The sequence below is a fragment of the Bradyrhizobium sp. WSM1743 genome (genome assembly GCF_000473065.1).
In the GTDB taxonomy this organism is placed as follows: domain Bacteria; phylum Pseudomonadota; class Alphaproteobacteria; order Rhizobiales; family Xanthobacteraceae; genus Bradyrhizobium.
In genome coordinates this window covers 1-24,331 of the sequence record NZ_AXAZ01000040.1, presented here as the reverse complement: position 1 = coordinate 24,331, position 24,331 = coordinate 1, and the positions used below count along the sequence as shown (strand labels likewise).

Annotated in this window: 27 protein-coding genes; 18 read left to right on the top strand and 9 right to left on the bottom strand. The window is 64.7% G+C overall.

All coding sequences use genetic code 11. The annotated features are described in order from the left end of the window. Positions 1-31: 31 nt before the first annotated feature. Positions 32-397 (bottom strand): nuclear transport factor 2 family protein, encoded by a 366-nt coding sequence (locus YU9_RS0122735; protein WP_027574858.1) that lies wholly within the window; start codon positions 395-397, stop codon positions 32-34. Between the two features lie 100 nt (positions 398-497). On the opposite strand from YU9_RS0122735, the gene YU9_RS0122730 reads away from it, so the two are divergent. The 3 genes from YU9_RS0122730 to hemC are packed head-to-tail and all read left to right on the top strand — an operon-like array spanning position 498 to position 3,773. Further along, entirely contained in the window at positions 498-1,088 is a 591-nt protein-coding gene (locus YU9_RS0122730; RefSeq protein ID WP_027574857.1) for a TetR/AcrR family transcriptional regulator, read from the top strand. 53 nt (positions 1,089-1,141) lie between these two features. Continuing rightward, positions 1,142-2,767: a GMC family oxidoreductase gene (locus tag YU9_RS0122725; RefSeq protein WP_027574856.1), complete on the top strand. Its 1,626-nt coding sequence runs from the start codon at positions 1,142-1,144 to the stop codon at positions 2,765-2,767. Between the two features lie 25 nt (positions 2,768-2,792). Continuing rightward, positions 2,793-3,773 (top strand): hydroxymethylbilane synthase, encoded by a 981-nt coding sequence (gene hemC / locus YU9_RS0122720; RefSeq protein ID WP_027574855.1) that lies wholly within the window; start codon positions 2,793-2,795, stop codon positions 3,771-3,773. A gap of 168 nt (positions 3,774-3,941) precedes the next feature. On the opposite strand, the gene hemE is transcribed toward hemC, so the two are convergent. Next, on the bottom strand, positions 3,942-4,976 hold the full coding sequence (gene hemE, locus YU9_RS0122715; protein WP_027574854.1) for a uroporphyrinogen decarboxylase: 1,035 nt from the start codon (positions 4,974-4,976) through the stop codon (positions 3,942-3,944). A 107-nt stretch (positions 4,977-5,083) separates the two neighbouring features. On the opposite strand from hemE, the gene YU9_RS0122710 reads away from it, so the two are divergent. After that, complete coding sequence (locus YU9_RS0122710; RefSeq protein ID WP_027574853.1) at positions 5,084-5,299, top strand: hypothetical protein; 216 nt, start codon at positions 5,084-5,086, stop codon at positions 5,297-5,299. Positions 5,300-5,472: 173 nt separating this feature from the next. Then, a complete protein-coding gene (locus YU9_RS0122705) occupies positions 5,473-7,377 on the top strand; it encodes a diguanylate cyclase (RefSeq protein WP_027574852.1) in 1,905 nt (634 codons plus the stop codon). 137 nt (positions 7,378-7,514) lie between these two features. Here the strand turns inward: YU9_RS0122705 and YU9_RS0122700 are convergent, their stop codons facing one another. Further along, positions 7,515-7,733: a SlyX family protein gene (locus YU9_RS0122700; RefSeq protein ID WP_027574851.1), complete on the bottom strand. Its 219-nt coding sequence runs from the start codon at positions 7,731-7,733 to the stop codon at positions 7,515-7,517. Further along, positions 7,723-8,490, bottom strand: a complete 768-nt coding sequence (locus YU9_RS0122695) for a rhodanese-related sulfurtransferase (RefSeq protein ID WP_027574850.1) — start codon at positions 8,488-8,490, stop codon at positions 7,723-7,725. Before YU9_RS0122695 ends, YU9_RS0122700 begins: the two co-directional genes overlap by 11 nt. Positions 8,491-8,686: 196 nt before the next feature. Between YU9_RS0122695 and ggt the strand changes: the two genes are divergently transcribed. The 5 genes from ggt (at position 8,687) to YU9_RS0122670 (ending at position 14,912) form a co-directional block, all read left to right on the top strand. Then, positions 8,687-10,273 (top strand): gamma-glutamyltransferase, encoded by a 1,587-nt coding sequence (gene ggt / locus YU9_RS0122690; protein WP_027574849.1) that lies wholly within the window; start codon positions 8,687-8,689, stop codon positions 10,271-10,273. 183 nt (positions 10,274-10,456) lie between these two features. After that, positions 10,457-11,071, top strand: a complete 615-nt coding sequence (locus tag YU9_RS0122685; protein ID WP_027574848.1) for a (2Fe-2S)-binding protein — start codon at positions 10,457-10,459, stop codon at positions 11,069-11,071. Positions 11,072-11,075: 4 nt separating this feature from the next. After that, positions 11,076-12,092, top strand: coding sequence for a xanthine dehydrogenase family protein subunit M (locus tag YU9_RS0122680; RefSeq protein WP_027574847.1), 1,017 nt, complete (start codon positions 11,076-11,078; stop codon positions 12,090-12,092). 2 nt (positions 12,093-12,094) lie between these two features. After that, positions 12,095-14,386, top strand: a complete 2,292-nt coding sequence (locus tag YU9_RS0122675) for a xanthine dehydrogenase family protein molybdopterin-binding subunit (RefSeq protein WP_027574846.1) — start codon at positions 12,095-12,097, stop codon at positions 14,384-14,386. 61 nt (positions 14,387-14,447) lie between these two features. Then, on the top strand, positions 14,448-14,912 hold the full coding sequence (locus YU9_RS0122670) for an FKBP-type peptidyl-prolyl cis-trans isomerase (RefSeq protein ID WP_027574845.1): 465 nt from the start codon (positions 14,448-14,450) through the stop codon (positions 14,910-14,912). 163 nt (positions 14,913-15,075) lie between these two features. Here YU9_RS0122670 and YU9_RS0122665 read toward each other — a convergent pair whose 3' ends face one another. After that, entirely contained in the window at positions 15,076-15,294 is a 219-nt protein-coding gene (locus tag YU9_RS0122665) for a CsbD family protein (protein WP_027574844.1), read from the bottom strand. Between the two features lie 128 nt (positions 15,295-15,422). Here YU9_RS0122665 and YU9_RS0122660 point away from each other — a divergent pair, with 128 nt between their 5' ends. From YU9_RS0122660 to YU9_RS0122650, 3 genes are all read left to right on the top strand, one after another. Then, positions 15,423-15,932, top strand: a complete 510-nt coding sequence (locus YU9_RS0122660) for a cupin domain-containing protein (RefSeq protein ID WP_027574843.1) — start codon at positions 15,423-15,425, stop codon at positions 15,930-15,932. Positions 15,933-16,070: 138 nt separating this feature from the next. Beyond that, a complete protein-coding gene (locus YU9_RS0122655; protein ID WP_027574842.1) occupies positions 16,071-16,499 on the top strand; it encodes a VOC family protein in 429 nt (142 codons plus the stop codon). A gap of 36 nt (positions 16,500-16,535) precedes the next feature. Further along, a complete protein-coding gene (locus YU9_RS0122650; protein WP_027574841.1) occupies positions 16,536-17,024 on the top strand; it encodes a VOC family protein in 489 nt (162 codons plus the stop codon). 223 nt (positions 17,025-17,247) lie between these two features. Here the strand turns inward: YU9_RS0122650 and YU9_RS0122645 are convergent, their stop codons facing one another. Together YU9_RS0122645 and YU9_RS0122640 are read right to left on the bottom strand one after the other, a co-directional pair. Continuing rightward, positions 17,248-18,402: a hypothetical protein gene (locus tag YU9_RS0122645; protein WP_027574840.1), complete on the bottom strand. Its 1,155-nt coding sequence runs from the start codon at positions 18,400-18,402 to the stop codon at positions 17,248-17,250. Between the two features lie 2 nt (positions 18,403-18,404). Then, positions 18,405-19,106 carry a FecR family protein gene (locus tag YU9_RS0122640; protein ID WP_027574839.1) on the bottom strand — a complete coding sequence of 234 codons (702 nt, stop codon included), beginning with the start codon at positions 19,104-19,106 and terminating at the stop codon, positions 18,405-18,407. Positions 19,107-19,267: 161 nt separating this feature from the next. Here YU9_RS0122640 and YU9_RS0122635 point away from each other — a divergent pair, with 161 nt between their 5' ends. After that, the gene (locus tag YU9_RS0122635) at positions 19,268-20,584 is read left to right on the top strand and encodes a glycosyltransferase family 39 protein (protein ID WP_051380485.1); all 1,317 of its coding nucleotides are present in this window, start codon (positions 19,268-19,270) and stop codon (positions 20,582-20,584) included. Between the two features lie 58 nt (positions 20,585-20,642). Here the strand turns inward: YU9_RS0122635 and YU9_RS0122630 are convergent, their stop codons facing one another. Further along, on the bottom strand, positions 20,643-21,284 hold the full coding sequence (locus tag YU9_RS0122630) for an OmpA family protein (RefSeq protein ID WP_027574837.1): 642 nt from the start codon (positions 21,282-21,284) through the stop codon (positions 20,643-20,645). 133 nt (positions 21,285-21,417) lie between these two features. Between YU9_RS0122630 and YU9_RS0122625 the strand changes: the two genes are divergently transcribed. The 3 genes from YU9_RS0122625 to YU9_RS0122615 all read left to right on the top strand — a co-directional run bounded on the left by YU9_RS0122625 (position 21,418) and on the right by YU9_RS0122615 (position 23,233). Continuing rightward, positions 21,418-21,603 carry a hypothetical protein gene (locus YU9_RS0122625; protein WP_051380486.1) on the top strand — a complete coding sequence of 62 codons (186 nt, stop codon included), beginning with the start codon at positions 21,418-21,420 and terminating at the stop codon, positions 21,601-21,603. 119 nt (positions 21,604-21,722) lie between these two features. Continuing rightward, positions 21,723-21,968, top strand: a complete 246-nt coding sequence (locus YU9_RS0122620) for a hypothetical protein (RefSeq protein ID WP_027574835.1) — start codon at positions 21,723-21,725, stop codon at positions 21,966-21,968. A 104-nt stretch (positions 21,969-22,072) separates the two neighbouring features. Continuing rightward, positions 22,073-23,233, top strand: coding sequence for a winged helix-turn-helix domain-containing protein (locus YU9_RS0122615; protein WP_027574834.1), 1,161 nt, complete (start codon positions 22,073-22,075; stop codon positions 23,231-23,233). A gap of 141 nt (positions 23,234-23,374) precedes the next feature. On the opposite strand, the gene YU9_RS0122610 is transcribed toward YU9_RS0122615, so the two are convergent. Further along, positions 23,375-23,803 carry a DUF2809 domain-containing protein gene (locus tag YU9_RS0122610; RefSeq protein ID WP_036017889.1) on the bottom strand — a complete coding sequence of 143 codons (429 nt, stop codon included), beginning with the start codon at positions 23,801-23,803 and terminating at the stop codon, positions 23,375-23,377. 79 nt (positions 23,804-23,882) lie between these two features. On the opposite strand from YU9_RS0122610, the gene YU9_RS0122605 reads away from it, so the two are divergent. Continuing rightward, a partial coding sequence (locus YU9_RS0122605) for an MFS transporter (RefSeq protein ID WP_027574832.1) occupies positions 23,883-24,331 on the top strand: 449 nt, incomplete at its 3' end.

Sequence of the window (24,331 nt, the reverse complement as noted above, 5' to 3'; positions counted from 1 at the left end):
GCCGGGCGATGACAGCGCGTCTAGAAGCGCTCTACCGCCCCAATTGTTTCGGATCGTAATAGAACCGTTCTTCGATCAGCTCATCGCCCCGCCAGGTTTGCCACGCGATCTCGTCCAGCGTTCGGACGACGCCTTCGGCGTTGGTGAAGCTGAAGACCCAGCGTGTGGCGACATGATCGCCTTCGATCATGCTCGGCCCGATGCGCACGGCCTTAACAGCCTTCGAGGCAGCCAGCACGCCGCGCTCCTTGGCGATGAGATTGTCGCGCCCGACTGTCGGGGCGGCGTTGTTTTCGTAGGTCACGGCATCCGACGTACAGAACTGCTCGATCGCGCCGATGAAATCTCCAGCCTCCAGTCGTTGCGCGAAGGCTTCGACGACATCACGGCTTGGCATGGCGCACCCCACTATTAAAACCGACTGATAGTCGGTAAATACCGACCGATAGTCGAAAAGTCAACTGGCCGCCCGCCGCCGATTGGATTAGACCAGCCCAATGGCAAAGCAGGCGGAGCGACGGGCGGCGACGACGGACGCGATCCTGACGGCGGCGCGCCGCTTGTTCGGCACGCAAGGCTTTGCCGCCACCACCATGGACGAGATTGCCGAAGGCGCCTCCGTCGCCAAGGGCGCGGTCTATCATCACTTCAAGACCAAGGAGGCGGTGTTCGAAGCCGTGTTCGACCAGGTCTCGCGCGACCTCGTTGCCGAGATCGACCACGCCGCCCGTGCAGAGAAGGACGTGCTCGCCGCGATGGTCGCCGGCACCCAGCATTACTTTGCCGCAACCGCCAAGGGCCCGACCGGCCAGATCATCCTGCGCGACAGTCCTGCCGTACTCGGCTGGGAGCGCTGGCGCGAGATCGACGCGCAGCACTTCGGCGGCAAGATGCCGCGCGCGATCGCGGCCGCGATGGAGGCCGGGCTGATCGCACGGCAGCCGGTCGAGCCGCTGGCGCGGCTGCTGCTCGGCGCCGTGACGGAAGCCGCGGTTGCCTGCGCCGGACGCGCCGACATCGCAAGGGCGGGCGCGGAATATGCCCGTGCGTTCAAGTCGCTGGTCGAGGCGCTGCGCATCAAGCCATGATCGTGCTAAGTGACGAACGGGAAACGCCACACCAACAAGAAGAACAGTAGCGCATGAACGCAAATTCCTCCCTCGCCCCCAACGGTCCCGAATTCGACTACATCATCGTCGGCGCCGGCTCGGCCGGCTGCGTGCTTGCGAACCGCCTGTCGGCGAACGGCAAGCACAGCGTGCTCCTGCTCGAGGCCGGCCCGAAGGATTCCAATATCTGGATCCACGTCCCGCTCGGCTACGGCAAGCTGTTCAAGGAGAAGTCCGTCAACTGGATGTACCAGACCGAGCCGGAGCCCGAGCTGAAGGGGCGCCAGGTGTTCCAGCCGCGCGGCAAGACCCTGGGCGGATCGAGCTCGATCAACGGCCTGCTCTATGTCCGTGGTCAGCACGAGGACTATGATCGCTGGCGCCAGCTCGGCAACACGGGCTGGGGTTACGACGACGTGCTGCCCTATTTCAAGAAGGCCGAGAACCAGTCGCGGGGCGCGGATCGCTATCACGGCACGGGCGGTCCGCTGCCGGTCTCCAACATGATCGTGACCGATCCGCTGTCGAAGGCCTTCATCGATGCCGCCGTCGAGACCGGCCTGCCCTACAACCCTGATTTCAACGGCGCGACGCAGGAAGGCGTCGGCCTGTTCCAGACCACGACGCGCAACGGCCGGCGCGCCTCCACGGCGGTGGCCTATCTCGGCCCCGCGAAGGCGCGCAGCAATCTCAAGATCGAGACGGGCGCGCTCGCCCAGCGCATCCTGTTCGAGGGCCGCCGCGCCGTCGGCGTCGAATACCGGCAAGGCGCTGCATTGCGCCGTGCGCGTGCGCGGAAGGAGGTCGTGCTGTCGAGCGGCGCCTACAACTCGCCGCAGCTGCTTCAGCTCTCCGGCGTCGGCCCCGGCGATCTCCTCCGCAAGCACGGCATCGAGCTGGTGCTGGACGCACCGGGCGTCGGTCACGATCTCCAGGATCACATGCAGGTCCGCATCGTGATGCGCTGCTCGCAGAAGATCACCCTCAACGACACCATCAATCATCCGCTTCGTCGTACCATGGCCGGCGCGCGTTATGCGCTGTTCCGCAAGGGCTGGCTGACGATCGCGGCGGGCACGGCGGGCGCGTTCTTCAAGACCAGTTCGCGGCTCGCTTCGCCGGACATCCAGGTGCACTTCCTGCCGTTCTCGACCGACAAGATGGGCGAGAAGCTCCACGGTTTCTCCGGCTTCACCGCCTCGGTGTGCCAGCTCCGTCCCGAGAGCCGCGGCTCCCTGCGCATCAAGAGCGCCGACCCGACCGTACCGCCGGAGATCCGCATCAACTACATGTCCACCGAGACCGACCGCACCACCAACGTCGAGGGCATCAAGATCCTGCGCAGGATCTTGAACGCGCCGGCGCTGAAGCCGTTTGTGGTCAGCGAGTACGATCCCGGGGCGAAGGTATCCACGGACGCCGAGATCCTGGATTATTGCCGCGAGCGCGGCAGCACCATCTATCATCCGACCTCGAGCTGTCGTATGGGCAACGACGCGCTCGCGGTGGTCGATCAGCGGCTGAAGGTGAGGGGGCTCGACGGCCTTCGTGTCGTCGACGGCTCGATCATGCCGGACCTCGTCTCGGGGAACACTAACGCGCCGATCATCATGATCGCCGAAAAGGCCTCCGACATGATATTGGAGGATACCCGCTAAACACGCCTCTCGAAAGGACCAGGACTTGGCTACGCGATTCAAGATCGGCACCCGCAAGAGCGCGATGGCGCTGGCACAGACGGAAGAGATCGCGCGCCGCCTGACCGCCGCCGTGCCAGATTTGGATATCGAGATCGTCAAGTTCGACACCACGGGCGATCTCGACCAGACCAGCAAGCTGTTGCCCCATGGCGGCAAGGGTGGTGCCTTCGTGGCGCAGATCCGCGCCGCCGTGCTGTCGGGCGAATTGCAGGCGGCGATGCATTCGCTGAAGGACATGCCAGGCAACGAGGATACGCCGGGCCTCGTCATCGGTGCCACGCTGTCGCGCGATCCGCCGAGCGATGTGCTGGTGCTGCGCGATGGCGTGACGCTGGCGGCGCTGCGCCAGTCCCGCGGCAAGGGTCTTAAAATCGGCACCAATGCTGTGCGCCGGGCCGCCTATGCGCGGCGGTTGTTCCCGGAGGTGGAAGTGATCCATTTCCGTGGGGCCGCCGACACGCGCGTCCGAAAACTCGACAATGGCGAGAAGCAGCGCCTGCCGGATGGCGGCGCTGTCGGGCCGGCGGATGCGCTGATCATGGCGCGCGCAGGGCTCGATCGCGTTCGTCTGGCGAGCCGCATCGCCTATGAATTCACTGCGGCGGAGATGCTGCCAGCGGCAGGGCAGGGCATCGTCGCGGTCGAATGCGCGGCGCAGGACTGGCAAACGCGACAGATCCTGTCATCGATCGACGATCCATCGGCCCATGCCTCAGCCGATGCCGAGCGCGAGGTGCTGTGGGTGCTCAACGGCCACTGCAATTCGCCGGTGGCGAGCTTCTCGACCATCGCCGGCGATCAGATGTCGCTCGCCGCCTCCGTGCTCGACCTCTCCGGCAACACCATCATCGAAGCCTCGCGCAAGGGCCCGGCCAATCGCCCGCGCGAGCTCGGCCGTGCGGTGGGGCTCGATCTGCTGGCGAAGGGCGCGGCGGAGATCATCGAGCGCAGCCGGCCGCGCTGAGCCCAGCCAAAATCACGATCGGCGATGATGCTATTCTGCGCCTGTTTTGCCCGACGTGTCAAAGGCGCGGGGCGCGTCATGCGGGCCTAAACATTTCAATGACTTGTCTACTGTGCATGGGGTTGTTTTCGCGGTTTTTGTTTTGCCGCGCCCGTAGAGGCGAATAAATCAGCCGCGCACGCGCTTGATCATCCGCTCGACATGGGCGATCGGCGTCTCCGGCTGGATGCCGTGGCCGAGATTGAAGATCAGCCGCCCTTGGGCAAAATTCGCCAGCACGTCATCGACCGCGCGATCGAGCGCGGCACCGCCGGTGATCAGCACCAGCGGATCGAGATTGCCCTGCACCGCGACCTTGCTCTGCACGCGCTCGCGAATGAAGGCCGGCTCTGCGGTCCAGTCGATGCTGACCGCGTTGACGCCGGTCGCCTCGACATAGGCCGGCAGCAGCGCGCCGGCGCCGCGGGGAAAGCCGATGATCTTCGCGTCCGGCACCTTGGCGCGCACGCCCTCCACGATGCGCCGCGTCGGCTCGATCGACCATCGCACGAATTCGATCGGCGGCAGCACGCCAGCCCAGGTGTCGAAGATCTGTAGCGCGTCGGCACCGGCGGCGAGCTGCGCCAGCAGATATTCGATCGAGCTGTCGACCAGCACGTCGATGATTTTGGACAACGCCTCCGGATGCCGATAGGCCATCATCCGGGCCGGCGCCTGGTCCGGCGTGCCGTGGCCTGCAACCATGTAGGTCGCAACCGTCCAGGGCGCGCCGCAAAAGCCGATCAGCGCGACCTCGGGGGCGAGCGCGCCGCGAACGATCTTCAGCGCGTCGAAGACCGGTTGAAGCTTGCCCAGATCGGCGCGCGGCGCCAGCGTCGCGACCTTGGCCGGATCGTCGAGCGGCTCGAGCCGCGGGCCTTCGCCGACCTCGAAGCGCACCGAGCGGCCGAGCGCATAGGGGATCACTAAAATGTCCGAGAAGATGATCGCCGCGTCGAAGCCGAACCTTCGGATCGGCTGCAGCGTCACCTCGGCGGCAAGTTCCGGGTTGAAGCAGAGATCGAGGAAGCCGCCGGCCTTGGCACGCACCTCGCGATATTCCGGAAGGTAACGCCCGGCCTGGCGCATCATCCACATCGGCGGGACGGTCTGGCGCTGACCGGAGAGCACGTCGATCAAAGGTTTCGTCGGAGACTGGGGCACGAATGGTCCTGCGGAAGGTTATCGCTCCTGATACACCGCCCCGGCCCTCAGCGGAACAGGGGAACCGGCGCAACCGGGCTGCGTTGACCAGGCCAATGGAGGAGATCATGGCTGAGAGATTCAATCCCGCCCCGCATGACAAGCACGCCGACGATCTGCGCGAGGCGCTCGCTGCCGATCGCAACGCCAAGCTCGACGATGGGCTGAGGGACACGTTCCCAGCTTCCGATCCCGTGAGCGCCGCGCAGCCGACGCCCTCGAAGGCCGATGCCCGTGCCGAGCATCCCTCGCTCTGGAACAAGGTTAGGGCCATCTTCAGCTAGCAGCGAGGGACGCCCGATTCCGAGAGGCTTGCTAATGTCTTGTTAGCGACGCCAAGATCGTTGCGTCCGTAAGACTACTGGAAACCGCGGAGATTGCCGCGTGTTCCGATAGCGATTTCAGACTTCAATAACAGAAGCGGCAGAGTGTCCGAACCATCGGAGAACCCTGCCGCATGAGTGCTGCTACCCAACGAGCCGGATGGAGCCGTCTGCCGCTGCGCGCGGCGGCTTTCGTCGCGCTGACCTGCACGACCATCCTCGGCGTCAGCGGTTGGCGCGAATGGGCGGCACGCGACGCGGTGCTCAAGGGCGCCGAGACGGAGATGGCGAACGTCGCCCGTTCGCTGACACAGCATGCCGAGGACAGCCTCGATCTCCTGGATTCCGGCGTCGTCGGCGTAGTCAGCCGGTTGGAGATGGATGGCACTGGACCGGCCACGATCGCCAAGCTCGGCAACCTCCTCGAAGCGCGAAAGAAGGCGATCGCGCGTATCCACAGCCTCGCCATCATCGACGATCAGGGCAACTGGCTGACCTCGCCCGGTACGATCGGCTCGAACTTCAGCGACGATGCGTTCTTCCGATATCACCAGCTCTCGCCGAAGCGCGAGGCCCATGTCGGCCGTCCTGTGAAGAGCCTCCTGGACGGCGAGTGGGTCGTCACCCTGTCGCGCCGCTTCAACAAGCAGGACGGCAGCTTCGGCGGCGTGGTGCTCGCGACCATCGGCTCCAGCTATCTTTCGCATTTCTACGAGCAGTTCGAGATCGGCCGCAACAGCTCGGTGTCGCTCACGCATGGCGACGGCATGATTATCGCGCGCAATCCCAGCAACGAGACATTCGTCGGACGCAGCGTCTCCGACAAGCCGTTGTTCCGCGAGCCGGATCTGCAACGGCCGAAGGGTGCCTATCATTTCAAGTCGCCGCTGGACGGTGCCGAGCGCGTCAGCTTCTTCAATCGCAGCAGCCGTTTCCCGCTCCTCGTGCTCGCCACCGTCGACAAGGATGAGTTGCTCGCGCCCTGGCGCGCCGCGGCCATCTCCCGCATGCTCTACGTGCTCGCGCTGGTGATGCTGATCGCGGTCATCGGCGGCGTGCTGGTGCGGCAGCTGCAGCGGGGCCAGCGCATGGCCGTCGCGCTGGTCGAGAAGGAGGCGCATTTTCGCCTGCTCGCCGAAGGCTCCAGCGACATGGTGACGCGCATCGGGCTCGACGAGCGGCTGCGCTATGTTTCGCCCTCCTCGATCCGCATCGTCGGCTGGCGCCCCAATCAGCTGATCGGCACGCCGGCTCTTGCCGGTATCAATCCGGAGGATCTGCCGGAGGTCCAGGCGATCGTCGACGCCATGAAGCGTGGCGAGAAGGAGGAGGCGCGTCTCACTTACCGCAACTCGCACCGGGAGAACGGCGAAATCTGGCTGGAATCGACCATGCGGGTGACGCGCAAGGACAATGGCCGCATCGACGGTGTGGTCGCGATCTCCCGCGACATCACCGAGCACAAGAAGCTGGAAACCAGGCTCGAGACGCTTGCGATCGAGGACAGCCTCACCAGCCTTGCCAATCGCCGCCGCTTCGACGAGCGGTTGAAGGAGGAATGGGCGCGGGCCTATCGCGACCGCTCCAGCCTTGGTCTGTTGATGATCGATGTGGACCACTTCAAGGCCTACAACGATGAATACGGCCATCCCGCGGGCGATGCCTGCTTGCGCCGGATCGCAAAGATCATCGCGGCCGAAGCGCAGCGCGCCGGCGATCTGGCGGCGCGCTATGGTGGCGAGGAATTTGCCGTGCTGCTGCCGAACATCGACGCCGCCGGCTGCGCTCTGGTCGGCGAGCGGATCGGCAGCGCCATTCATGAGGCCGGCCTCGTTCATCGCACCAATCCGGCGGCTGGATGCGTCACCGCCTCGATCGGCGGCGCAACCTGCCGGCCGGCGCTGGAGCGCACGGCGGGCGTGGCCTCGCTGGTCGATGCTGCCGACCAGGCGCTCTACGCCGCCAAGGACGCAGGCCGCGACCGCCTGGTGATGTCCGGCGAGGTCGCGAACCTGCTGCCCAAGGCGTCCGGTCAATAAGACCGCCATCGTGTTCCGGACGCGACGCAGCGTGAAACGATGCGGCGCTGAGCCGGGACCCAGTACTTTTCATCGCTGCAACGATGGGCCCCGGTCCAGCAGCGCAGCGCGCTGCGCTGCGCCCGGGGCACGAGATCTCAATAATGCGGCGGAGGCTCGTTGGCGGGCCCCGGCGCATTCGCCTCGGCCTCCTGGAGCCGCTCATTGAGCTGCGCGATCTGCCGCGTCAGCGTATCGATCTGCTTCCACTGCGCGGTGATGGTCTGGTTCAACGTCTCGATCGTGTCGTCCTGGTAGGCGAGGCGCGTCTCCAGCGTGTCGATGCGCTCGCTCAGCGTCTTGATCTCATTCGTCACGGCCGTGCCCCTTATCCCGTTCGCGCAACCCGTGGCCGAGCGCGACGCGCTCGTCGAACACAAAGCATTCGCCGCGCCAGCGGCTCTCCGCCTCCGACACGTCCTCGAGATATTTGAGGATGCCGCCCTTGAGGTGATAGACCTCGGCAAAGCCGCGCGCGAGCAGATGCGCGCTCGCCTTCTCGCAGCGGATGCCGCCGGTGCAGAACATCGCGATCCTGCGGTGCTTGGCCGGATCCAGGCTGGCTGCGGCAAAATCCTTGAACTGGCCAAAGCTCTTGATGCCGGGATCGACCGCGCCCTCGAACGTCCCCATGGCCACCTCGAAGGCGTTGCGGGTATCGAGCAACAGCGTGTCGGGCCTCGCAATCAGCGCATTCCACTCGGTAGCATCGACATAAGTGCCGACCTGGCCGGTTGGATCGGCGGCTGCGTCACCGAGGGTGACGATCTCCTTCTTGAGCCGCACCTTGAGCCGTCCGAACGGCATCGCCTCCGCAGTCGAGAATTTCAATTCGAGATTGTCGAGCCGGCCGCCGAACATGTCGCCGTGTGCGAGTTCACGGGCGAAGGCATCGATCGCCTCCGGCGCACCGGCGATCGTGCCGTTGATGCCCTCCTGCGCCAGCAACACGCTGCCCTTGAGCTTAAGCCCAGCGCAGAACGCGCGCAGCGGCTCGCGCAGCTCGCGGTAATCCGGGAGGGCGACGAATTGATAGAAGGCCGCGACCTTGGTAGCCGAATTCGGATCAGACATGGCGGCTCGTTTAGCAGGCGGCAGCCATCCGGAAAACCCGCATGGCCGCTTGCTTCGAAAGTCCATACGCCCAGCGGATGGCAGCCATTTCCCTGGTATGCCAGCATTGCCCCATTGGGCGGGAATGTGTCATGTAGACCCGGTTTTCGAGATAGGCGCGCCACCCGCGCCGACGGCCAAGAGAGCAAGACATTCGATGAGAAACTTTCATTTCCCCGGCAGGTCCACGGTCCACGCCACCAACGCGATGGTGGCGACCTCGCATCCGCAGGCCTCGCTGGCCGCGATCGAGGTGCTGCGCGAGGGCGGCACGGCGGTGGACGCCGCGGTCACGGGTTCGGCCTTGCTCGGCGTGATTGAGCCGCAATCGACCGGCATCGGCGGCGATTGCTTCGCGCTGATCCAGCCGCGCGGCGAGGGCAAGATCATCGCCTATAACGGCTCCGGCCGCGCGCCGAAGGCGGCGAATGCCGACTGGTATCTCGAGCGCAAGATCAACTCCGTGCCGCTGACCTCGGCGCATGCGGTCTCGATCCCCGGCGTGATCGACGCCTTTGCGACCGTGCTGCGCGATCACGGCAAATTCGGTTTCGACCGGCTGCTTCAGCCCGCGATCAAGGCGGCCGAGGAGGGCTACGTCGTCGCGCCCCGCATCGCCTTCGACTGGAAGAACCAGTTCGAGAAGCTGAAGGGTGGCACCAACACCGTGCGCTACCTGTTGCCGGGCGGCAAGCCGCCGGTGGCCGGCGACGTCATCCGCCAGATCGAGCTCGGCAAGACGCTGCGCGCGATCGCCAAGGACGGCCGCGACGCCTTCTACAAGGGCGCGATCGCGGAGGACATGGTCGAGACCCTCAGGGGCATCGGCGGTCTGCATACGCTCGACGATTTCGCCGCGCACACGACCGAAGTGACCACGCCGATCGGCACCATGTACAAGGGCTACGACGTCTGGCAGTGCCCGCCGAACGGCCCGGGCGTCACCGCGCTCTTGATGCTCAACATCCTGTCGCGCTTCGACCTGACCAAATACGCGCCCGTGAGCGTCGAGCGCTTCCATCTCGAGGCCGAAGCCGCGCGCATCGCCTACATGAACCGCGAGATGCACGTCGCTTCTCCCGAGCACATGAAAATCAATGTCGCCGAGATGCTCGAGAAGGGCTTTGCCGACGAGTACATCGGCAAGATCCGCATGGACGGCATGCTCGACCTGCCCAACGTCGCGCCGCCGATGAACCCCTCCACCATCTACATCACGGTGGTGGACAAGGACCGCAACGTCTGCTCGTTCATCAACTCTGTCGCGCATTCCTTCGGCTCGGCGATCGTCTCGAACAAGACCGGCGTTTTGTTCCAGAACCGCGCCGGCGGCTTCCGCATCCAGCCCGGCCATCCCAACTGCATCGAAGGCGGCAAGCGCCCACTGCACACGATCATGCCGGGCCTGCTCACCAAGGGCGGCCGTTCCACGATGTCGTTCGCGGTGATGGGCGGTCAGTACCAGCCGACCGGCCAGACCCGTCTGCTGACCAACATCCTCGACTACGGCTGCGACGTGCAGGAGGCGATCGATATGCCGCGCGGCCTGCACTACGAGGGCCAGTACCAGCTCGAGGACAGCGTTCCCGCCGATATCGTCGAAGGATTGAAGAAGCTCGGTCACAACACCACCAGCGTGGTCGGCCCGCTCGGCGGCGCTCAGGCGATCTGGATCGACTGGGACAAGGGCACGCTCACCGGCGGCTCCGATCCGCGCAAGGACGGCTGCGCGCTCGGCTATTGAGCTCGCGCGGGGTTCCCGCGCGCGAGATCAGGACGCGCGAGATCAGGAAAAGTTGACGAAGGGCGGCGCTGCATTTGCTGCGCCGCCCTTTCTCGTTCGGAACTGCACTCATTGCTCCAAGTTATGGGGCGATGAGCGGTGCAGGCGTGCGCTGCTTTTATAGACAGCGGCGGAGGCCGGCCCATGTCCGACAAATCAAGTTCCCGACCATCCGGATTCGATCGGCGCGCCTTCATGGCCGGTGCCGCCGGAAGTGTGCTGGTTCCGATGACGGCGCGTGCGGCTGCGCAAGATGCGAGTGCGCCCGTCGCGCAGGATCCATCGCTTCCCGTTGAGGTCACGCTCCGGGTGAATGGCAAGGAAAAGCACCTGCACCTCGACGCGCGCACCACGGTGCTCGATGCGCTGCGCGAACATCTCAAGCTCACCGGCAGCAAGAAGGGCTGCGACCACGGCCAGTGCGGCGCCTGCACGGTGCTGATCGATGATCGCCGCGTGGTGTCGTGCCTGACGCTGGCGCTCGCGGCCGAAGGGCAGGAGATCACGACGATCGAGGGCCTCGCCACCGATGACCGCCTGCATCCGATGCAGCAGGCCTTCATCGACAACGACGCATTCCAGTGCGGCTACTGCACGCCTGGCCAGATCATGTCTGCCGTGGCCTGCGTGAAGGAGGGACATGCGGGAAACGAGGCCGACATCCGCGAATATATGAGCGGCAACATCTGCCGCTGCGCCGCCTATCCCAACATCGTCGCCGCGGTGAAGCAGGCCGCGCCCGAGATCATGAAAGGCTAGGCGCATGCGATCGTTTTCGTACCAGAGAGCAACAGATCCTGATATGGCCGTGCAGGCGCTCGGCGCCGCAGCGGCGAGCAACAATCCCTTGACGAAAGCGACAGCGCAGCCGCTTGCCGGCGGCACCACGCTGATCGATTTGATGAAGCTCGACGTGATGCGGCCCGCTGCGATCGTCGATATCAATCCGCTCGCGCACGCCTGGTCGGCGATCGAGCCAGGCGGCGATGCCTTGCGGCTCGGCGCGCTGGCAAAGATGTCCGACGTGGCCGCGCACGCCGAGATCCAGCGCAGCTATCCGGTGATCGCAGATTCGCTGAAGCTCGCCGCCAGCGCCCAGCTGCGCAACATGGCAACCCTCGGCGGCAATGTGATGCAGCGGACGCGCTGCAACTACTTCCGCGATGTTTCCTATGAAAACTGCAACAAGCGCAATCCCGGGTCCGGCTGTGCCGCAATGGACGGCGTCAATCGCATGCATGCGGTGCTCGGTACCTCCGATCAGTGCATCGCGACCTATCCTGGAGATTTTGCCCAGGCGCTGATCGCGCTGGATGCGACCGTCGAGATCACGGGCAAGGCCGGTACGCGCAGCATGCCTTTCGCGCAGCTTCACAAGGCGCCGGGCAGCACGCCTGACATCGAGACCGCGCTTCAGCCTGGCGAGCTGATCTCGGGCTTCTCGATTCGGGGCCGCTGGCCGCGGTCGGTGTATCTCAAGGCGCGTGACCGGCAATCCTACGAATTCGCACTGTCGTCTGCCGCGATCGCGCTCGACGTGCAGGACGGCACGATCAGGGACGCGCGCGTCGCGCTCGGCGGCGTCGCCACCGTGCCGTGGCGGGCGCGCGAGGCGGAGGCGCTGTTGAGGGAACAGAAGTTCGACGAAGCGCTGGCGCAACGCGTCGCCGATGCCGCGTTTGCGGATGCCCGCGGCCGCCGGCACAACAGCTTCAAGATCGCGCTCGGCAAGCGCGTGGTGGCACGCGCGCTCCAGCAGGCCGTAACGATGGAGATCTGACCATGACCGCTGCAGCTTCCGAGCCCAAGGCGAACATGGGTCAACCTGTGCCCCGCTATGATGCAACCGCAAAGGTCACGGGGCGCGCGACCTATGCGTCCGACATGCCGCTGGACAACCCGGCTTACGCATTCCTGGTCACCAGCGCCATCGCCAAGGGCCGCATAGATCGTTTCGATCTCGACGATGCCGGGCGCGTCCGCGGCGTGATCGACATCGTCACGCATGAGAACGCTCCGAAGCTGAAGGAATCGAAACTCTTCAGCAACGGCGGTTATGCCGGCACCACGATCCAGCCGTTGAAATCGGCCGAGATCGCGCATGACGGCCAGATCATCGCCGTGGTCATCGCGGAGAGCTATGAGGCGGCGCGCGAGGCCGCCAACCGCATCAAGGTCAGCTATACCGCAGCGACGCCGAGCGCGAGCTTCGACTCGCCGGGAACAACCACGGCGACCGCGAAGGGTCAGAATTCGCAGTTCAAGGAGGACCCGAAGGTCGGCGACTTCGCGAAAGCCTTCGATGCGGCCGAGGTCAAGCTCACCGCTTCCTACGACACGCCGACGCAGCACCACAATCCCATGGAGCTGTTCACGACGAGCTGCGCCTGGATGGGCGACAATCTCGTCATTTACGAGGGCAGCCAGTTTGTCTATGGCCTGAAGAACGGCGTGGCAGAGCAACTCGGCATCGACGCCGACAAGGTGCGCGTGGTCAATCCCTATGTCGGCGGCGGGTTCGGTTCGCGCGGCTCGATGACGCCGCGGACGGCCATCATCGCCGGCATTGCCAAGCGCCTGAACCGCCCGATCAAGCTGGTCCCGACCCGCGACCAGGGCTTCACCATCGCGACCTATCGCGCCGAGACGCGGCATGAGATCAAGCTCGGTGCGAGCCGGGACGGCAGGCTGGTCGCTTTGAGGCATGAGGGGGCCGAAGTCTCCTCGCGCCCCGACGCCTATTGCGTCGGCGGCACCAAGACGACGACGCGGCTCTATGCCTGCCCGAACGTGGACAGCCTGGTCTCGATCGTGCGCGCCGACCGCAATACGCCCGGCTTCATGCGTTCGCCCCCGGAGGTGCCGTATCTGTTCGCGCTGGAGAGCGCGCTGGACGAGCTTGCGGTCAAGCTCGACATGGACCCGATTGAGCTTCGCCGCATCAACGACACCACGAACGAGCCGATCAGCGGCAAGCCCTATACGTCGCGCTCGCTGATGGCCTGTTTCGACGAGGCGGCCAAGGCGTTCGGCTGGGGGCAGCGCTCGCCTCAGCCGAAATCGATGTCGGACGGCGACTGGCTGATCGGCTATGGCTGCGCCGCCACTTGTTATCCGACACAGATGGCGCCATCCGCCGCGCGCGTGCGCCTGCAGCGCGACGGCCGCACCCGCGTCGAGATCGCCGGCCACGAGATCGGCACCGGTGCTTATACCGTCATCGCCCAGACCGCGGCCGAGCGGCTCGGTGTGCCACTCGAGAAGGTCGCGGTCTTCATCGGCGACAGTGAATTGCCGCCCGCGCCGGTTGCCGGCGGCTCCAACTCGACCGCCAGCACCTGCTCGGCAGTGATGATGGTGTGCGATCAGATCCGACAGCGCCTGTTGAAGGCGGTGATGCCGAGCGACAGCCTCGCCGACAAGGCCAAGGAGACCGTCGGCATCAGCCCGGCACCGTCGACCCAGGCAGCGAAAGGTGATCGCTCCCTCGATCTCGAGAAGGCCTTCGATGCGCTCGGCGTCGTCGTCCTCGAGGAATATGGCGAGTGGAAGCCTGAGGGCGCGCCGTTGGATTCCTTCCGCGCCATGCACAATGGGCAGGTACGGCTCATCGGTGGTCATGCCATGAAGGACCAGATCGCCTACGCCTTCGGCGCCGAGTTCGTCGAGGTCCGCGTCAACCGCTTCACGCATGAAATCCGCTGCCCCCGTCTCGTCGGCGCATTCGCGGCAGGCAGAATCATGAATCCGCGCACCGCGCGCAGCCAGCTCATGGGCGGCCTGATCTGGGGCATGTCCTCGGCGCTGCTGGAGGCCACCGAGCTCGACGAGCGCAATGCGCGCTACGTCAACGACAATCTGGCCGACTACCTCGTGCCCGTGAATGCCGACGTGCCCGGCGTCGAGGTGATCATGCTCTCCGAGCAGGACGATCACATCAACCCGGTGGGCGCAAAGGGCCTTGGCGAGCTTGCCAATGTCGGCACCAATGCCGCGATCTGCAACGCGATCTATCACGCCACCGGCCAGCGCATCCGCAAGCTGCCGGTGCGGCTGGAAAATATCGAGGTCTAAAGGGGTGGAAACGGCGACGGCGTTGGGTTAGACACCTCCGGCCTCAAACGGAAGGTGTCTTATGCAGCGTTTCCAGCGCGTGCTCCTCGCCCTGATGTCCGCACTCGCGATCACCGTGATCGCCAGCGTGTCGCATTTCGTTTCCACCACGGCCTCGGCCCAGACCGCAGGAAAGACCATGACCACAGCTTCAGGCTTGCAGATCATCGACTCCACCGTCGGCACCGGTGCCTCGCCGCAGCCCGGTCAGATCTGCGTGATGCACTATACCGGCTGGCTCTATGAAAACGGCCAGAAGGGCAAGAAATTCGACTCCTCCGTCGATCGCAAGGAGCCGTTCGAATTCCCGATCGGCAAGGGCCGCGTCATCGCCGGCTGGGACGAAGGCGTTGCCTCGATGAAGGTCGGCGGCAAGCGCACGCTGATCATCCCGCCGCAACTCGGCTATGGCGCCCGCGGCGCCGGCGGCGTGATCCCGCCGAACGCGACGCTGATGTTCGACGTGGAGTTGCTCGCGGTGAAGTGACGGCGTAGCCGTCATTCCGGGCGGCGCGAAGAGCCGAACTATGGTGCGCAATTGCGCACCTGAGAATCTGGAGATTCCGGGTTCGCTTCGCGCCCCGGAATGACGGCTCAAACAACAAGACCGGCCCTGTGGCCGGTCTTTTCATTCTTAGTCTTACGCGCGATTACTCCGCCGCGCGACGTGCCGCCACCGCGGCGCGATCCATCGCCTCCTTCGCGGCGTCCTTGGCATCACCCATGGCCTGCTGACCCTTGCCCTTGACCTCCTGCACCGCGCCTTCGCCCTTCATGCGATCGGATCCGGTGGCGTCGCCGATGCCCTGCTTGGCCTTGCCGATTGCCTCGTTGGCGTTGCCTTTGATCTTGTCGGTCGTGCTACCCATGAAACGCCCCTTCCATTTTGCTCGGTGAGACGACGTCCGGCAGCTAGCAGCGTTCCGATTTTGGTATGGCTTGCGGCTGCGCCTTTGGGTTAGCTTGCCGCGCACGGAACCAACAGAAAGCAAGTCCTATGACCGGCCATGACCACTCGCATTCCCACCATGACCATGATCATGATCGCTGGAAGCATGACGGCGTGCGCGTCATTCCGGGCAACCAGCTCGATACCAACGTGCCGTCGACGGCAGGCATGGACCGTGCGGCCGCCATCAATTTTGCCCGCGTCGGGGCCCAGAAATTGTGGGCGGGCACGGTCAGCATCAAGCCCGATGCCAAGACCGGCGCGCATCATCACGGCCATCTCGAAAGCGTCATCTATGTGGTGAAGGGCAAGGCGCGGATGCGCTGGGGTGAGAGCCTGCAATTCACCGCGGAAGCCGGCCCCGGCGATTTCATCTTTGTCCCGCCTTACGTGCCGCATCAGGAGATCAATGCCAGCCCGGACGAGGTGCTGGAATGCGTGCTGGTGCGCAGCGACGGCGAGGCGGTCGCGATCAATCTCGACATCGAGCCGGTCGAGAAGCCCGAGACCGTGCTGTGGATCGACCCGGTGCACCGGGATCCCAACGAGCAGAAGTAAGGCTCTTCAGGGGCGCGGGGGCGGTGCGGCAGAACCCCGCGGATCGGGGTCCCAAATATAAAATATAATTGTCGGAAGCCGTGTCGGATGGCCGCCAGCTGGTCCGTCCTTGGGCAGAACCCCGCCAAGGAGCGTCCGATGCCCAAGATGATCTTCGTCAGCCTGCCGGTGACCGACCTGAAGCGCGCGACCGCCTTCTACGAGGCCGTCGGCGCGGTCAAGAATCCGCAATTTTGCGACGACACGGCGTCCTGCATGGCCTTTTCCGAGGCCATCTACGTCATGCTCACGACCCACGACAAATTTCGCCAGTTCACGCCGAAGCCGATCGCGGATGCCAGGACCTCGAACCAGGTGCTGCTCTGCCTGTCCGCGGACGGCCGTGACGACGTTGACGAAATCGTCGCCAAGGCCGAGGCGGCCGGCGGGGTGGCCGATCCCAGCCCGAAGGACGAATACAGCTTCATGTACGGCCGCAGCTTCGAGGATCCGGATGGCCATATGTGGGGTGTGAACTGGATGGACCTCGCGGCTGCGCCTCTGCAGCCCGACCTGGCGAACGCCTGATTCAAGCCCGTCAAGACCTGAAGAGGAGCATTCACGATGTCCAAGCTCGTGCCCTGCATGTGGTTCGACGGCGATGCCGAGGACGCAGCAAAATTCTACGTCTCGCTGCTCCCGAATTCGGAGATCACGCACGTCCAGCGCAACGTTTCGGACGGCCCCTCCGGCAAGGAAGGCTCGGTGCTCGTCGTCGAGTTCCAGGTGGCCGGGCAGCCTCTGGTCGCGCTCAACGGCGGCATGAAGATGGAGTACACTCACGCGATCTCGCTGATGATCCATTGCGACGACCAGGCCCAGGTCGACAGCGTCTGGAACGCGTTCCTTACCCATGGCGGCAAGGAGGAGAAGTGCGGCTGGGTCAGGGACCGCTGGGGCGTGGCCTGGCAGGTGGTGCCGAAAGTGATGTTCGAATTCCTGTCGAGCCCCGATAAGGCCGCGGCGGCGCGCGCGATCCAGGCCATGATGAAGATGGTGAAGCTGGATGTCGAAACCCTGCGTCGTGCGTTCGAGGGCAAGTCGGCGGCGTGAGACGGCTGTGTCTCTCCACATACTTGGTGTCATCGCCCGGCTTGACCGGGCGATGAAGTACTCCGAGACGAAGTGATTGAACTGATAGGCCACGGCGTACTGGATGCCCCTGGTCCCGGCTCCGCTAGGATACGCCGGGCCTACAAGGGCGCTCGGCCGGCGAAGCTTCAGCGAAGACGGCAAGCCGGGGCATGACAGCGAGATGTGAGGTGAGACCTCGCTGCTAATAATTAATCCTCAGCCCCACGCCGCCATGGATGGTGTTGCCCACCGGCTGCGGGCCCAGCGTGCCGTTGGCGAACAGGTCCACGATCCAGCCCTTCTGCACGCGGAAGCCGAGGCGGCCGCCATATTCGAACCAGCCCTGGTTGCCCATGGTCGGCACCACCACGCCGTTGCCGGTCACTGTGGCGACGATGCCGCTATGGCCGGCAAACGACTGCACCCAGCCGCCATTGATGTTGGCCTCGATGTTGCTGCCGTAGAGATGCGTCCACTGGCCGCCGATCTTGACGAGGCTGGTGCGATCGGTGCCGGTCGCGATGCTGGCGTCGAATGGATTGAACGCCACCGCACTGTCGGTGTAGCCCGACACGCGTTGCCAGAGCTGCCAGACCTCGATCGAGGCCGCGACCTCGTCGCGCGGCGAGAGACGGCTCATCCAGCCGGCGCGTCCGTAGACGGCGTAGTTCGAGGCGTTGGTCGAACTCGTGACACTGACCGGGCCGAGACTGGTGTTGTAGCTGCGCGTGTAGCGTGCCTTCTCCCACGGCGTCAGGATGGTGCCGACATCGAAGAACGGGCGCGACGAGCCCCAGTCGGTGAAGTCATAGCGTAGCGCAAAAGCGCCGATCGGTGCGCTCGTGATCTTGTAGCCGCCCTCGTTGTAATGCGTGTAGGCGATGCCGGCGAGCAGCGACAGATTGTTGGTCAGCTCCTTGCGGCCGTGGATGCCGGCCGAGAACGAGCCGGCCGAGCCGAATGCGCTGATGCAGTCGCTGCAATTGACCTGCTCGTTGACACCGAGCAGCACCGTGCCGAGCACCCGGTTGGTGATCATCTGGTTGAAGCGCTGACCCGCGAGGCCGCCGATCGAATTGCCGCTGGAATCCGCGCCGGTCGGTCCGGACGGCGGAGGATACGGGCTCGGTGAAGGCGACGGATGGGGGCTCGGCGACGGGGAGGGAGTCGGAGTGGGTGACGGAGACGGCGACGGAGAATAGGTCGGGGACGGACTGGGACCTGGTTCACCGCACTCGGACCCGCACTCCGACGCCTGCGCGGCCGCCGAGCGGGCATTGAACGTGACAAGCGCAAACGCCGCAGCAGCGGTCAGCGCAGCGGCAAGGATGAGGCGCCGGACGTTGAATTTCGCCATCGTCAGCGCCCGCACAGCATGCCGTCGTCCTGGACGGCGGGCGTGATGGTCGGCGAGGCGCCGGCGTACTGGTTGACCGCGCACAACCCGGCGCTCGCGGCGCAGTTGGCGGCGAAGGTCCAGGGCGGCGTGTTGGTCCTGGTGATGCTCACCTTGCCGCCGGTCGAGGTGATGATCGCGGTGTCGCCGGGCTGGGTGAGTTGCACGCACTGCGAGCTCTTCGTGCAGACGCTGGCCGCGCCGTCCTGAAGCACCACCACGGAGCGCCCGCGCTGCGAGAGAATGTCGAGCGTGGTGCCGCGCACGCCGATGGTCGCGAGCGGCGTCGTGATCTTGTAGGCGGCCTTGTCGGAGTGTCCGGTGACGAAGCGGAAGGCGCCGGTGGTCATGCGGATCGCGACGTCGCGATAGCTGTGCTCGTCGTTGAAGACGGTGCGGTCGAGCTTCAGCGTGGCGCTCGGCCCGAGGGACAGGTTGGTGCTGTCCGCCATCACGAAACGCGCCGCGCTGTCGGCGCCGGTCCGCACGGTCTCGTCGCGCAGCATGCTGTCGCCGACGCTGATCGGCGTCGTGGTCGCGGCCACCCGCACCACTTCGTTCTGGATCACGACGGCCTCGCCGACGCGCGTCTGCGCCTGCGCGCAAGGGCCTGCGCAGATTGCGGCCGTGAGCAGTGTGGGGAAAAGCCAAAAACGCAAATTCATTTCGCAACCGATCGATGTGTCCCTGATCGTACCGGATCGCGCGCGCTTCTGATGTGGCGGAATTATCACAAGCGGCGCGGGACGTGCGTCATGCTTAGTCACAGTTGCGGCAGAATGCGTTCAATGACCAGAACCAGTCTATTCCCCGCGGTGAAGCAGATTTGCCACGCAGAACAGCCGAACTAAAGACGCTTGAATCGCCTGCAGCTCCAAAGCTGTCGCGGAGCACAGTGATTGCTGTCGCGATTTTCCTGGTTGCCCATCTGGCGCTGCTGATCGGTCTCACCACACCGGAAAAATTTGTCTTCGACGAGGTGCATTACGTGCCGGCGGCGCGCCAGATGCTGGCGCCCGCGATGTCGCAGCCGATGCTCAATCCGATGCATCCGCCATTGGCCAAGGAGCTGATCGCGGCATCGATCGCAACCTTCGGCGACAACGCGCTTGGCTGGCGTTATCCCGCGACAGTGTTCGGCGCGCTCGCGATCGTCGCGATCTATCTGTGCGGCCTCGCGCTGTTTTCCGCGCAGGGGCCTGCGATCGCGGCGGCGCTGATCGCTGGTTTCAACCAGATGGTCTATGTGCAGGCGCGCATCGCCATGCTCGACATCTTTGCGCTCGGCCTCGGCCTGCTCGCGACCGCCGCCTTCATGCATGGGTTTCGCAGAGAGCGGCCGCAGGCGATGTTTGCGCTCGCGGGCAGCCTGTTCGGCTGTGCTGCAGCCTGCAAATGGAGCGGCTTGTTTCCGCTTGGCGTCTGCATCGTCATCGTTGCGGTGATCCGCTTGATGCAGGGCTGGCGCACGCTGTTCGCAGACCCCAAGCCGGACGACTGGTACCGGCCGGAGCTTTGGCCGGGCCTGAAGCCGCATCATGTCGCGCTCTGCTTCGCCGTCCTGCCGACGGTGGCTTATCTGGCCGCTTTCGTCCCGCTCTACGGATTGTCGCTGCCGGATTTGATCGAGGCGCAGCGGCGGATCTTTGCTGACAACACCACGACGGCCATCGCCGGCCACACCTATATGAGCGCGTGGCCATCCTGGCCGTTGCTCGCGCGCCCGGTGTGGTTCCTGTTCGACAAGACGGCGGAGGACCACGTCGCTGCGATCGTCTTCCTCGGCAACCCGCTGGTAGCGTGGCCGGCGCTGCTCGCGCTCGTCGTGGTGCTGCGAGATTTCATCGCGGCGCGGCGCTGGGACGCATTCCTGATCGCGGCATTCTATTTCGGTCCCTGGCTCGCCTGGGCGTTGCTGCCGCGCACCCTGGGCTTCATCTATTACTACCTGCCGGCCGCCACTGCGGCGTCCCTGGCGCTGGTCTATGTGCTGCGCCGCAATGGGTTGCCACGCTGGCTGCTGTGGGCCTATGTCGGCGTCGCCGCGGCCGGCTTTGCAATCATGCTGCCGATTTCCGCAGCGTTCGTCGGCACCTCAATGAGGACCTTCAACCGGCTGATGCTGTTCCAAAGCTGGATATGACAGCGCCGCCTGCCGGGGGAGGGCAGGCGGCGTGCTGCTTGCGACAACGTACTTGAATTTATTTCGCCGCGGTCTTGGTGTCCATGTTCACGACCTGGACGCGGCGGTTGATCGGGTCGGCGCCGTTGACGGCATCCTTCAGCTTGGTCTTGCCGTAGCCGACGGTGACGAGATCGTTGCCGTTGAGGCCGTAGTTCTGCACCAGGTACTTCTTGATGGTGTCGGCGCGCCGTTCGGAGAGCCCTTGATTGTACTCTTCGCCGCCGATCGCGTCGGTGTGGCCGGCGACCACGAAAGTCGAGCCCTTGAGCGCCGGATCTGACAGGGCCTTGCCGAGCGCCTGCACCGAGGCCACCGACGTCTTGGCGATGTCAGCCGAGTTGTAGTCGAACTGGATCTCCAGATCGATCTTCGGCTTGGTCGCGGCGAGCTCGGCGATCTGCTCGCGCTCGCCCGTCGAGAGCGACCGGGTCGAGCGGTTGCGCACGGTGTTCAGGAAGGTCGCTTCCTTGGCCTGCGCGGTCGTGTCGGCCTGCGGACCGACGGAGAGGCCGCGGGTCGCCGGCTTCGGCTTCAGTGCATCGACGATCTGGCCGGCGGAGATGTTGTTGTCGCCGGCCAGCGCAAGGCCCGCCGTCATCGACAGGGCTGCGGAGAGCGTTATCGCCTTCAGTCCAAAGAACTTATCAAAACGGGTCATTGTCGTATCCTCGCTGTTACGCCTTATGGCGATTTGATGCTGCGAGGCTAGGGCAGGTTCAACGGCGCTGATGTGATCTTGGTCACATTCGAAACTGCGAGCCGAGGTCACTCTTTTGGCAATCCTGCTGTCGATGCTGATTACGGGGCTGACCTCCCGCTATGTCGGGGTCGAAGGGCCGACCGACGAGAACATGTGGCTGGTCGACCGCCTCACTCGCAGTGTTTATCGCTGCCAGGCAGAGGGGCGTGGCAAGGCCGTGTGCGAGCCGGACGTCGCGACCGGAACCATCGGGGAGCGCCCAAAAGCCGCACGCTAATAGGGGGGTGGCGCTGCGGCGCAGCAACGAAATGTCTTCTCCCTGAAAACTTGTCGCTGAAGAATGGCTCGTGTGTTGGCCGGCATGGCGCCGGTTTTGTTCCACGGAGGAGACATTCGATGAAGATGTTGCTTTCGGCCGCTCTGCTCGCCGCGCTCGCGGCCTCGCCGGCTTCTGCGGCAAAGATGCAGCCCTGCACAGGCGAGGCGATCGGCAAGGCGATGACCGCGATGGGAACCGTGGATTCGCCCGGCAAACAGGCGATGGCCAAGGAAATGGCCGCAGCCAACACCGAGATGAGCAAAGGCAATATGCGCGGCGCCTGCAAGCATTACATGAACGCGCAGAAGATGAGCGGGAAATAGTTTGGGCCGTACGTTGACCGACCGCGCTGTCAGCAGATGGCAGCGCGGTTTTCTTTGCCTTCCTTGTTTGCCTCAGCGCGAATCCCGCTACATTGCCACCTGCAATGTCCCGCACGCCCAAGCAGCTTCCACTCACCACGACACAGGCCCGGCAGATCTGGCTGCATGCCCAGCGGCTGGACGAGCGTGCCCCGTTCGGCGAGGGAGCGCAGGCCGTGGCGGACGCGGTCGCTCATCTCGGCTATGTGCAGATCGACACCATCAACGTCATCGAGCGGTGCCATCACCACATCCTGTTCAGCCGCATTCCGTCCTATCGTCGCGCCGATCTGCGCCAAGCCCAAAGCACCGACAAGAGCGTGTTCGAATACTGGACGCATGCGCTGTCCTACGTGCCGGCGAGCGACTTCCGCTTCTTCCTGCCGGCGATGCACGAGCATCGGCGCGAGGGGCACAAATGGTTTGCTTCGGTGAAACCGGCCGACACGCGCAAGGTGATGCGGCTGCTGCGTGCCGGTCCGCTGACGATCCGCGACATCGACGACGACGTGCTCGTCGAGAAGGAGCATCTGTGGCAGAGCCGCAAGCCGTCGAAGCGGGCGTTGCAGCTCGCCTTCTACACCGGCGCCGCGACCATCAGCGAGCGCCAGGGCATGCTCAAGACCTATGAGCTGATGACGCGCCATTTCGGCTGGGACAAGCTGCCGAAGCCGGCTTCGGCTAAGGAGATCACGGCCTATCTGCTCGACCGCGCGCTGCGCTCGCAGGGCGTGGTCAGCCTCGATTCGATCTGCCATCTCGACGCGCCGCGCAAGAAGCCGGTCGCGCGCCTGATCGCCTCGCGCGTTCGCCGTGGCGAGCTCGTGCCTGTTACGATCGATGGCGCCGGCAAGCAGGAGCATTGGGCCTCGCCCGCAGCGCTCGAGCCGCATGAGGTGTCGCCCGATCTCGTCCACATCCTTTCGCCGTTCGATCCCCTGATCATCCAGCGCAAGCGCACCAAGCTGATCTTCGGCTACAACCACCTGTTCGAAGCCTATGTGCCGAAGGCCAAGCGCAAGTTCGGCTACTTCGCGCTGCCCGTGCTGGTCGGCGACGAGATCGTCGCCGCGCTCGATCTCAAAACAGATCGGCAGGCGAAGAAGCTGTTGATGCAGAAATGGACCTGGGTCGGGCAGGGCAAGAAGACGGCGGGACGCAAGGAGCTGAAGCGGAAGATCGAAGAGGAGCTCGATCGCTTCCAGCGGTTTCAATTGGCGGAGTGACTTCGTAGGGTGGGTTAGCCGATTCAAACCGGCGGTCACTCAACGCGAAATCTGCAAGGCGTAACCCACCGCGGTCCTTCCACTCGGAAGCAGAAGTGGTGGGTTACGCTTTCGCCTTCGCTCTTAGAGCTGCGGCGGACGCTAACCGACCCTACGCAGGGCGACGAGCCGATCGATCCAGACGCCGAACAGAATCCCGATCACGTAGGCCACGAGATTCCACAGCGAGAAGATCCGCCCCAACAGCAGCGCGCCGGCCGTGGTCAACCGGAATGCATCGAGCCAGGGCGTATGCACCAATCGCGAAAACTCGACGACGATGGCGATCACCAGCGCGATCGCCGCGATCTGTGCCTGAGTGAGCCGCGGCAGCAAAACTCCGACGAGCAGAAACACCATCGTGGCCCACAGCAGCGAGCCGCCGTACTTCACGACGAAGGCCGGAAACCCGAGCGGGAAGCCGTACCAGCGCAGCGTCAGCCCGCAGACGATCACCGCGAGCGCGAGAGCGGCGCGGAGCAGCGATGTCCGGAGCGGCGCAACAGGTTGATCCGGCTGCGTTCCGTGCATTGCTCGCTCCATTGACTCTTTGCCCGCGATGCTCAAAACCGCCACTCAGCCCACAAAAGCAACAACCCGGGGGGAAGCCATGAGCCAGACCACCTATGCCGGTTCCGCCGGCAGTGCCAAGAGCGCCAGCAAGAGCGACATCGAAACCTCGACGATCCGCGCCATCTCCTGGCGTCTGATTCCGTTCCTGGTGCTGGCCTACTTCTTCTCCTATCTCGACCGCGTCAATCTCGGCTTCGCTGCGCTGACCATGAATGCCGAGCTGAAGTTCACGCCGCTGATCTTCTCCTGGGGCGCCGGCATCTTCTTCATCGGCTACTTCATCTTCGAGGTGCCGAGCAATCTCGCGCTGGANAAATTCGGCGCCAGCCGCTGGATCGCCCGCATCATGGTGACCTGGGGCATCATCTCGGCACTGATGGCGGTGGTCAGCGGCGTCACGAGCTTCTACGTCCTGCGCTTCCTGCTCGGCGTTGCCGAAGCCGGCTTCTTTCCCGGCATCATCCTCTATCTCACCTATTGGTACCC

Excerpts from the sequence above, each read along its gene's own strand:
- ggt (WP_027574849.1), top strand. The coding sequence starts at position 8,687 with ATGAGAAACTTTCATTTCCCCGGCAGGTCCACGGTCCACGCCACCAAC.
- YU9_RS0122610 (WP_036017889.1), bottom strand. The coding sequence starts at position 23,803 with ATGCACGGAACGCAGCCGGATCAACCTGTTGCGCCGCTCCGGACATCG.
- YU9_RS0122660 (WP_027574843.1), top strand. The coding sequence starts at position 15,423 with ATGACCGGCCATGACCACTCGCATTCCCACCATGACCATGATCATGAT.
- YU9_RS0122680 (WP_027574847.1), top strand. The coding sequence starts at position 11,076 with ATGCGATCGTTTTCGTACCAGAGAGCAACAGATCCTGATATGGCCGTG.
- YU9_RS0122625 (WP_051380486.1), top strand. The coding sequence starts at position 21,418 with ATGCTGATTACGGGGCTGACCTCCCGCTATGTCGGGGTCGAAGGGCCG.
- YU9_RS0122670 (WP_027574845.1), top strand. The coding sequence starts at position 14,448 with ATGCAGCGTTTCCAGCGCGTGCTCCTCGCCCTGATGTCCGCACTCGCG.
- YU9_RS0122695 (WP_027574850.1), bottom strand. The coding sequence starts at position 8,490 with ATGTCTGATCCGAATTCGGCTACCAAGGTCGCGGCCTTCTATCAATTC.
- YU9_RS0122725 (WP_027574856.1), top strand. The coding sequence starts at position 1,142 with ATGAACGCAAATTCCTCCCTCGCCCCCAACGGTCCCGAATTCGACTAC.
- YU9_RS0122645 (WP_027574840.1), bottom strand. The coding sequence starts at position 18,402 with ATGGCGAAATTCAACGTCCGGCGCCTCATCCTTGCCGCTGCGCTGACC.
- YU9_RS0122685 (WP_027574848.1), top strand. The coding sequence starts at position 10,457 with ATGTCCGACAAATCAAGTTCCCGACCATCCGGATTCGATCGGCGCGCC.
- YU9_RS0122640 (WP_027574839.1), bottom strand. The coding sequence starts at position 19,106 with ATGAATTTGCGTTTTTGGCTTTTCCCCACACTGCTCACGGCCGCAATC.
- YU9_RS0122675 (WP_027574846.1), top strand. The coding sequence starts at position 12,095 with ATGACCGCTGCAGCTTCCGAGCCCAAGGCGAACATGGGTCAACCTGTG.
- YU9_RS0122730 (WP_027574857.1), top strand. The coding sequence starts at position 498 with ATGGCAAAGCAGGCGGAGCGACGGGCGGCGACGACGGACGCGATCCTG.
- YU9_RS0122620 (WP_027574835.1), top strand. The coding sequence starts at position 21,723 with ATGAAGATGTTGCTTTCGGCCGCTCTGCTCGCCGCGCTCGCGGCCTCG.
- YU9_RS0122710 (WP_027574853.1), top strand. The coding sequence starts at position 5,084 with ATGGCTGAGAGATTCAATCCCGCCCCGCATGACAAGCACGCCGACGAT.
- YU9_RS0122735 (WP_027574858.1), bottom strand. The coding sequence starts at position 397 with ATGCCAAGCCGTGATGTCGTCGAAGCCTTCGCGCAACGACTGGAGGCT.
- YU9_RS0122655 (WP_027574842.1), top strand. The coding sequence starts at position 16,071 with ATGCCCAAGATGATCTTCGTCAGCCTGCCGGTGACCGACCTGAAGCGC.
- YU9_RS0122615 (WP_027574834.1), top strand. The coding sequence starts at position 22,073 with ATGTCCCGCACGCCCAAGCAGCTTCCACTCACCACGACACAGGCCCGG.
- YU9_RS0122665 (WP_027574844.1), bottom strand. The coding sequence starts at position 15,294 with ATGGGTAGCACGACCGACAAGATCAAAGGCAACGCCAACGAGGCAATC.
- YU9_RS0122630 (WP_027574837.1), bottom strand. The coding sequence starts at position 21,284 with ATGACCCGTTTTGATAAGTTCTTTGGACTGAAGGCGATAACGCTCTCC.
- YU9_RS0122650 (WP_027574841.1), top strand. The coding sequence starts at position 16,536 with ATGTCCAAGCTCGTGCCCTGCATGTGGTTCGACGGCGATGCCGAGGAC.
- YU9_RS0122705 (WP_027574852.1), top strand. The coding sequence starts at position 5,473 with ATGAGTGCTGCTACCCAACGAGCCGGATGGAGCCGTCTGCCGCTGCGC.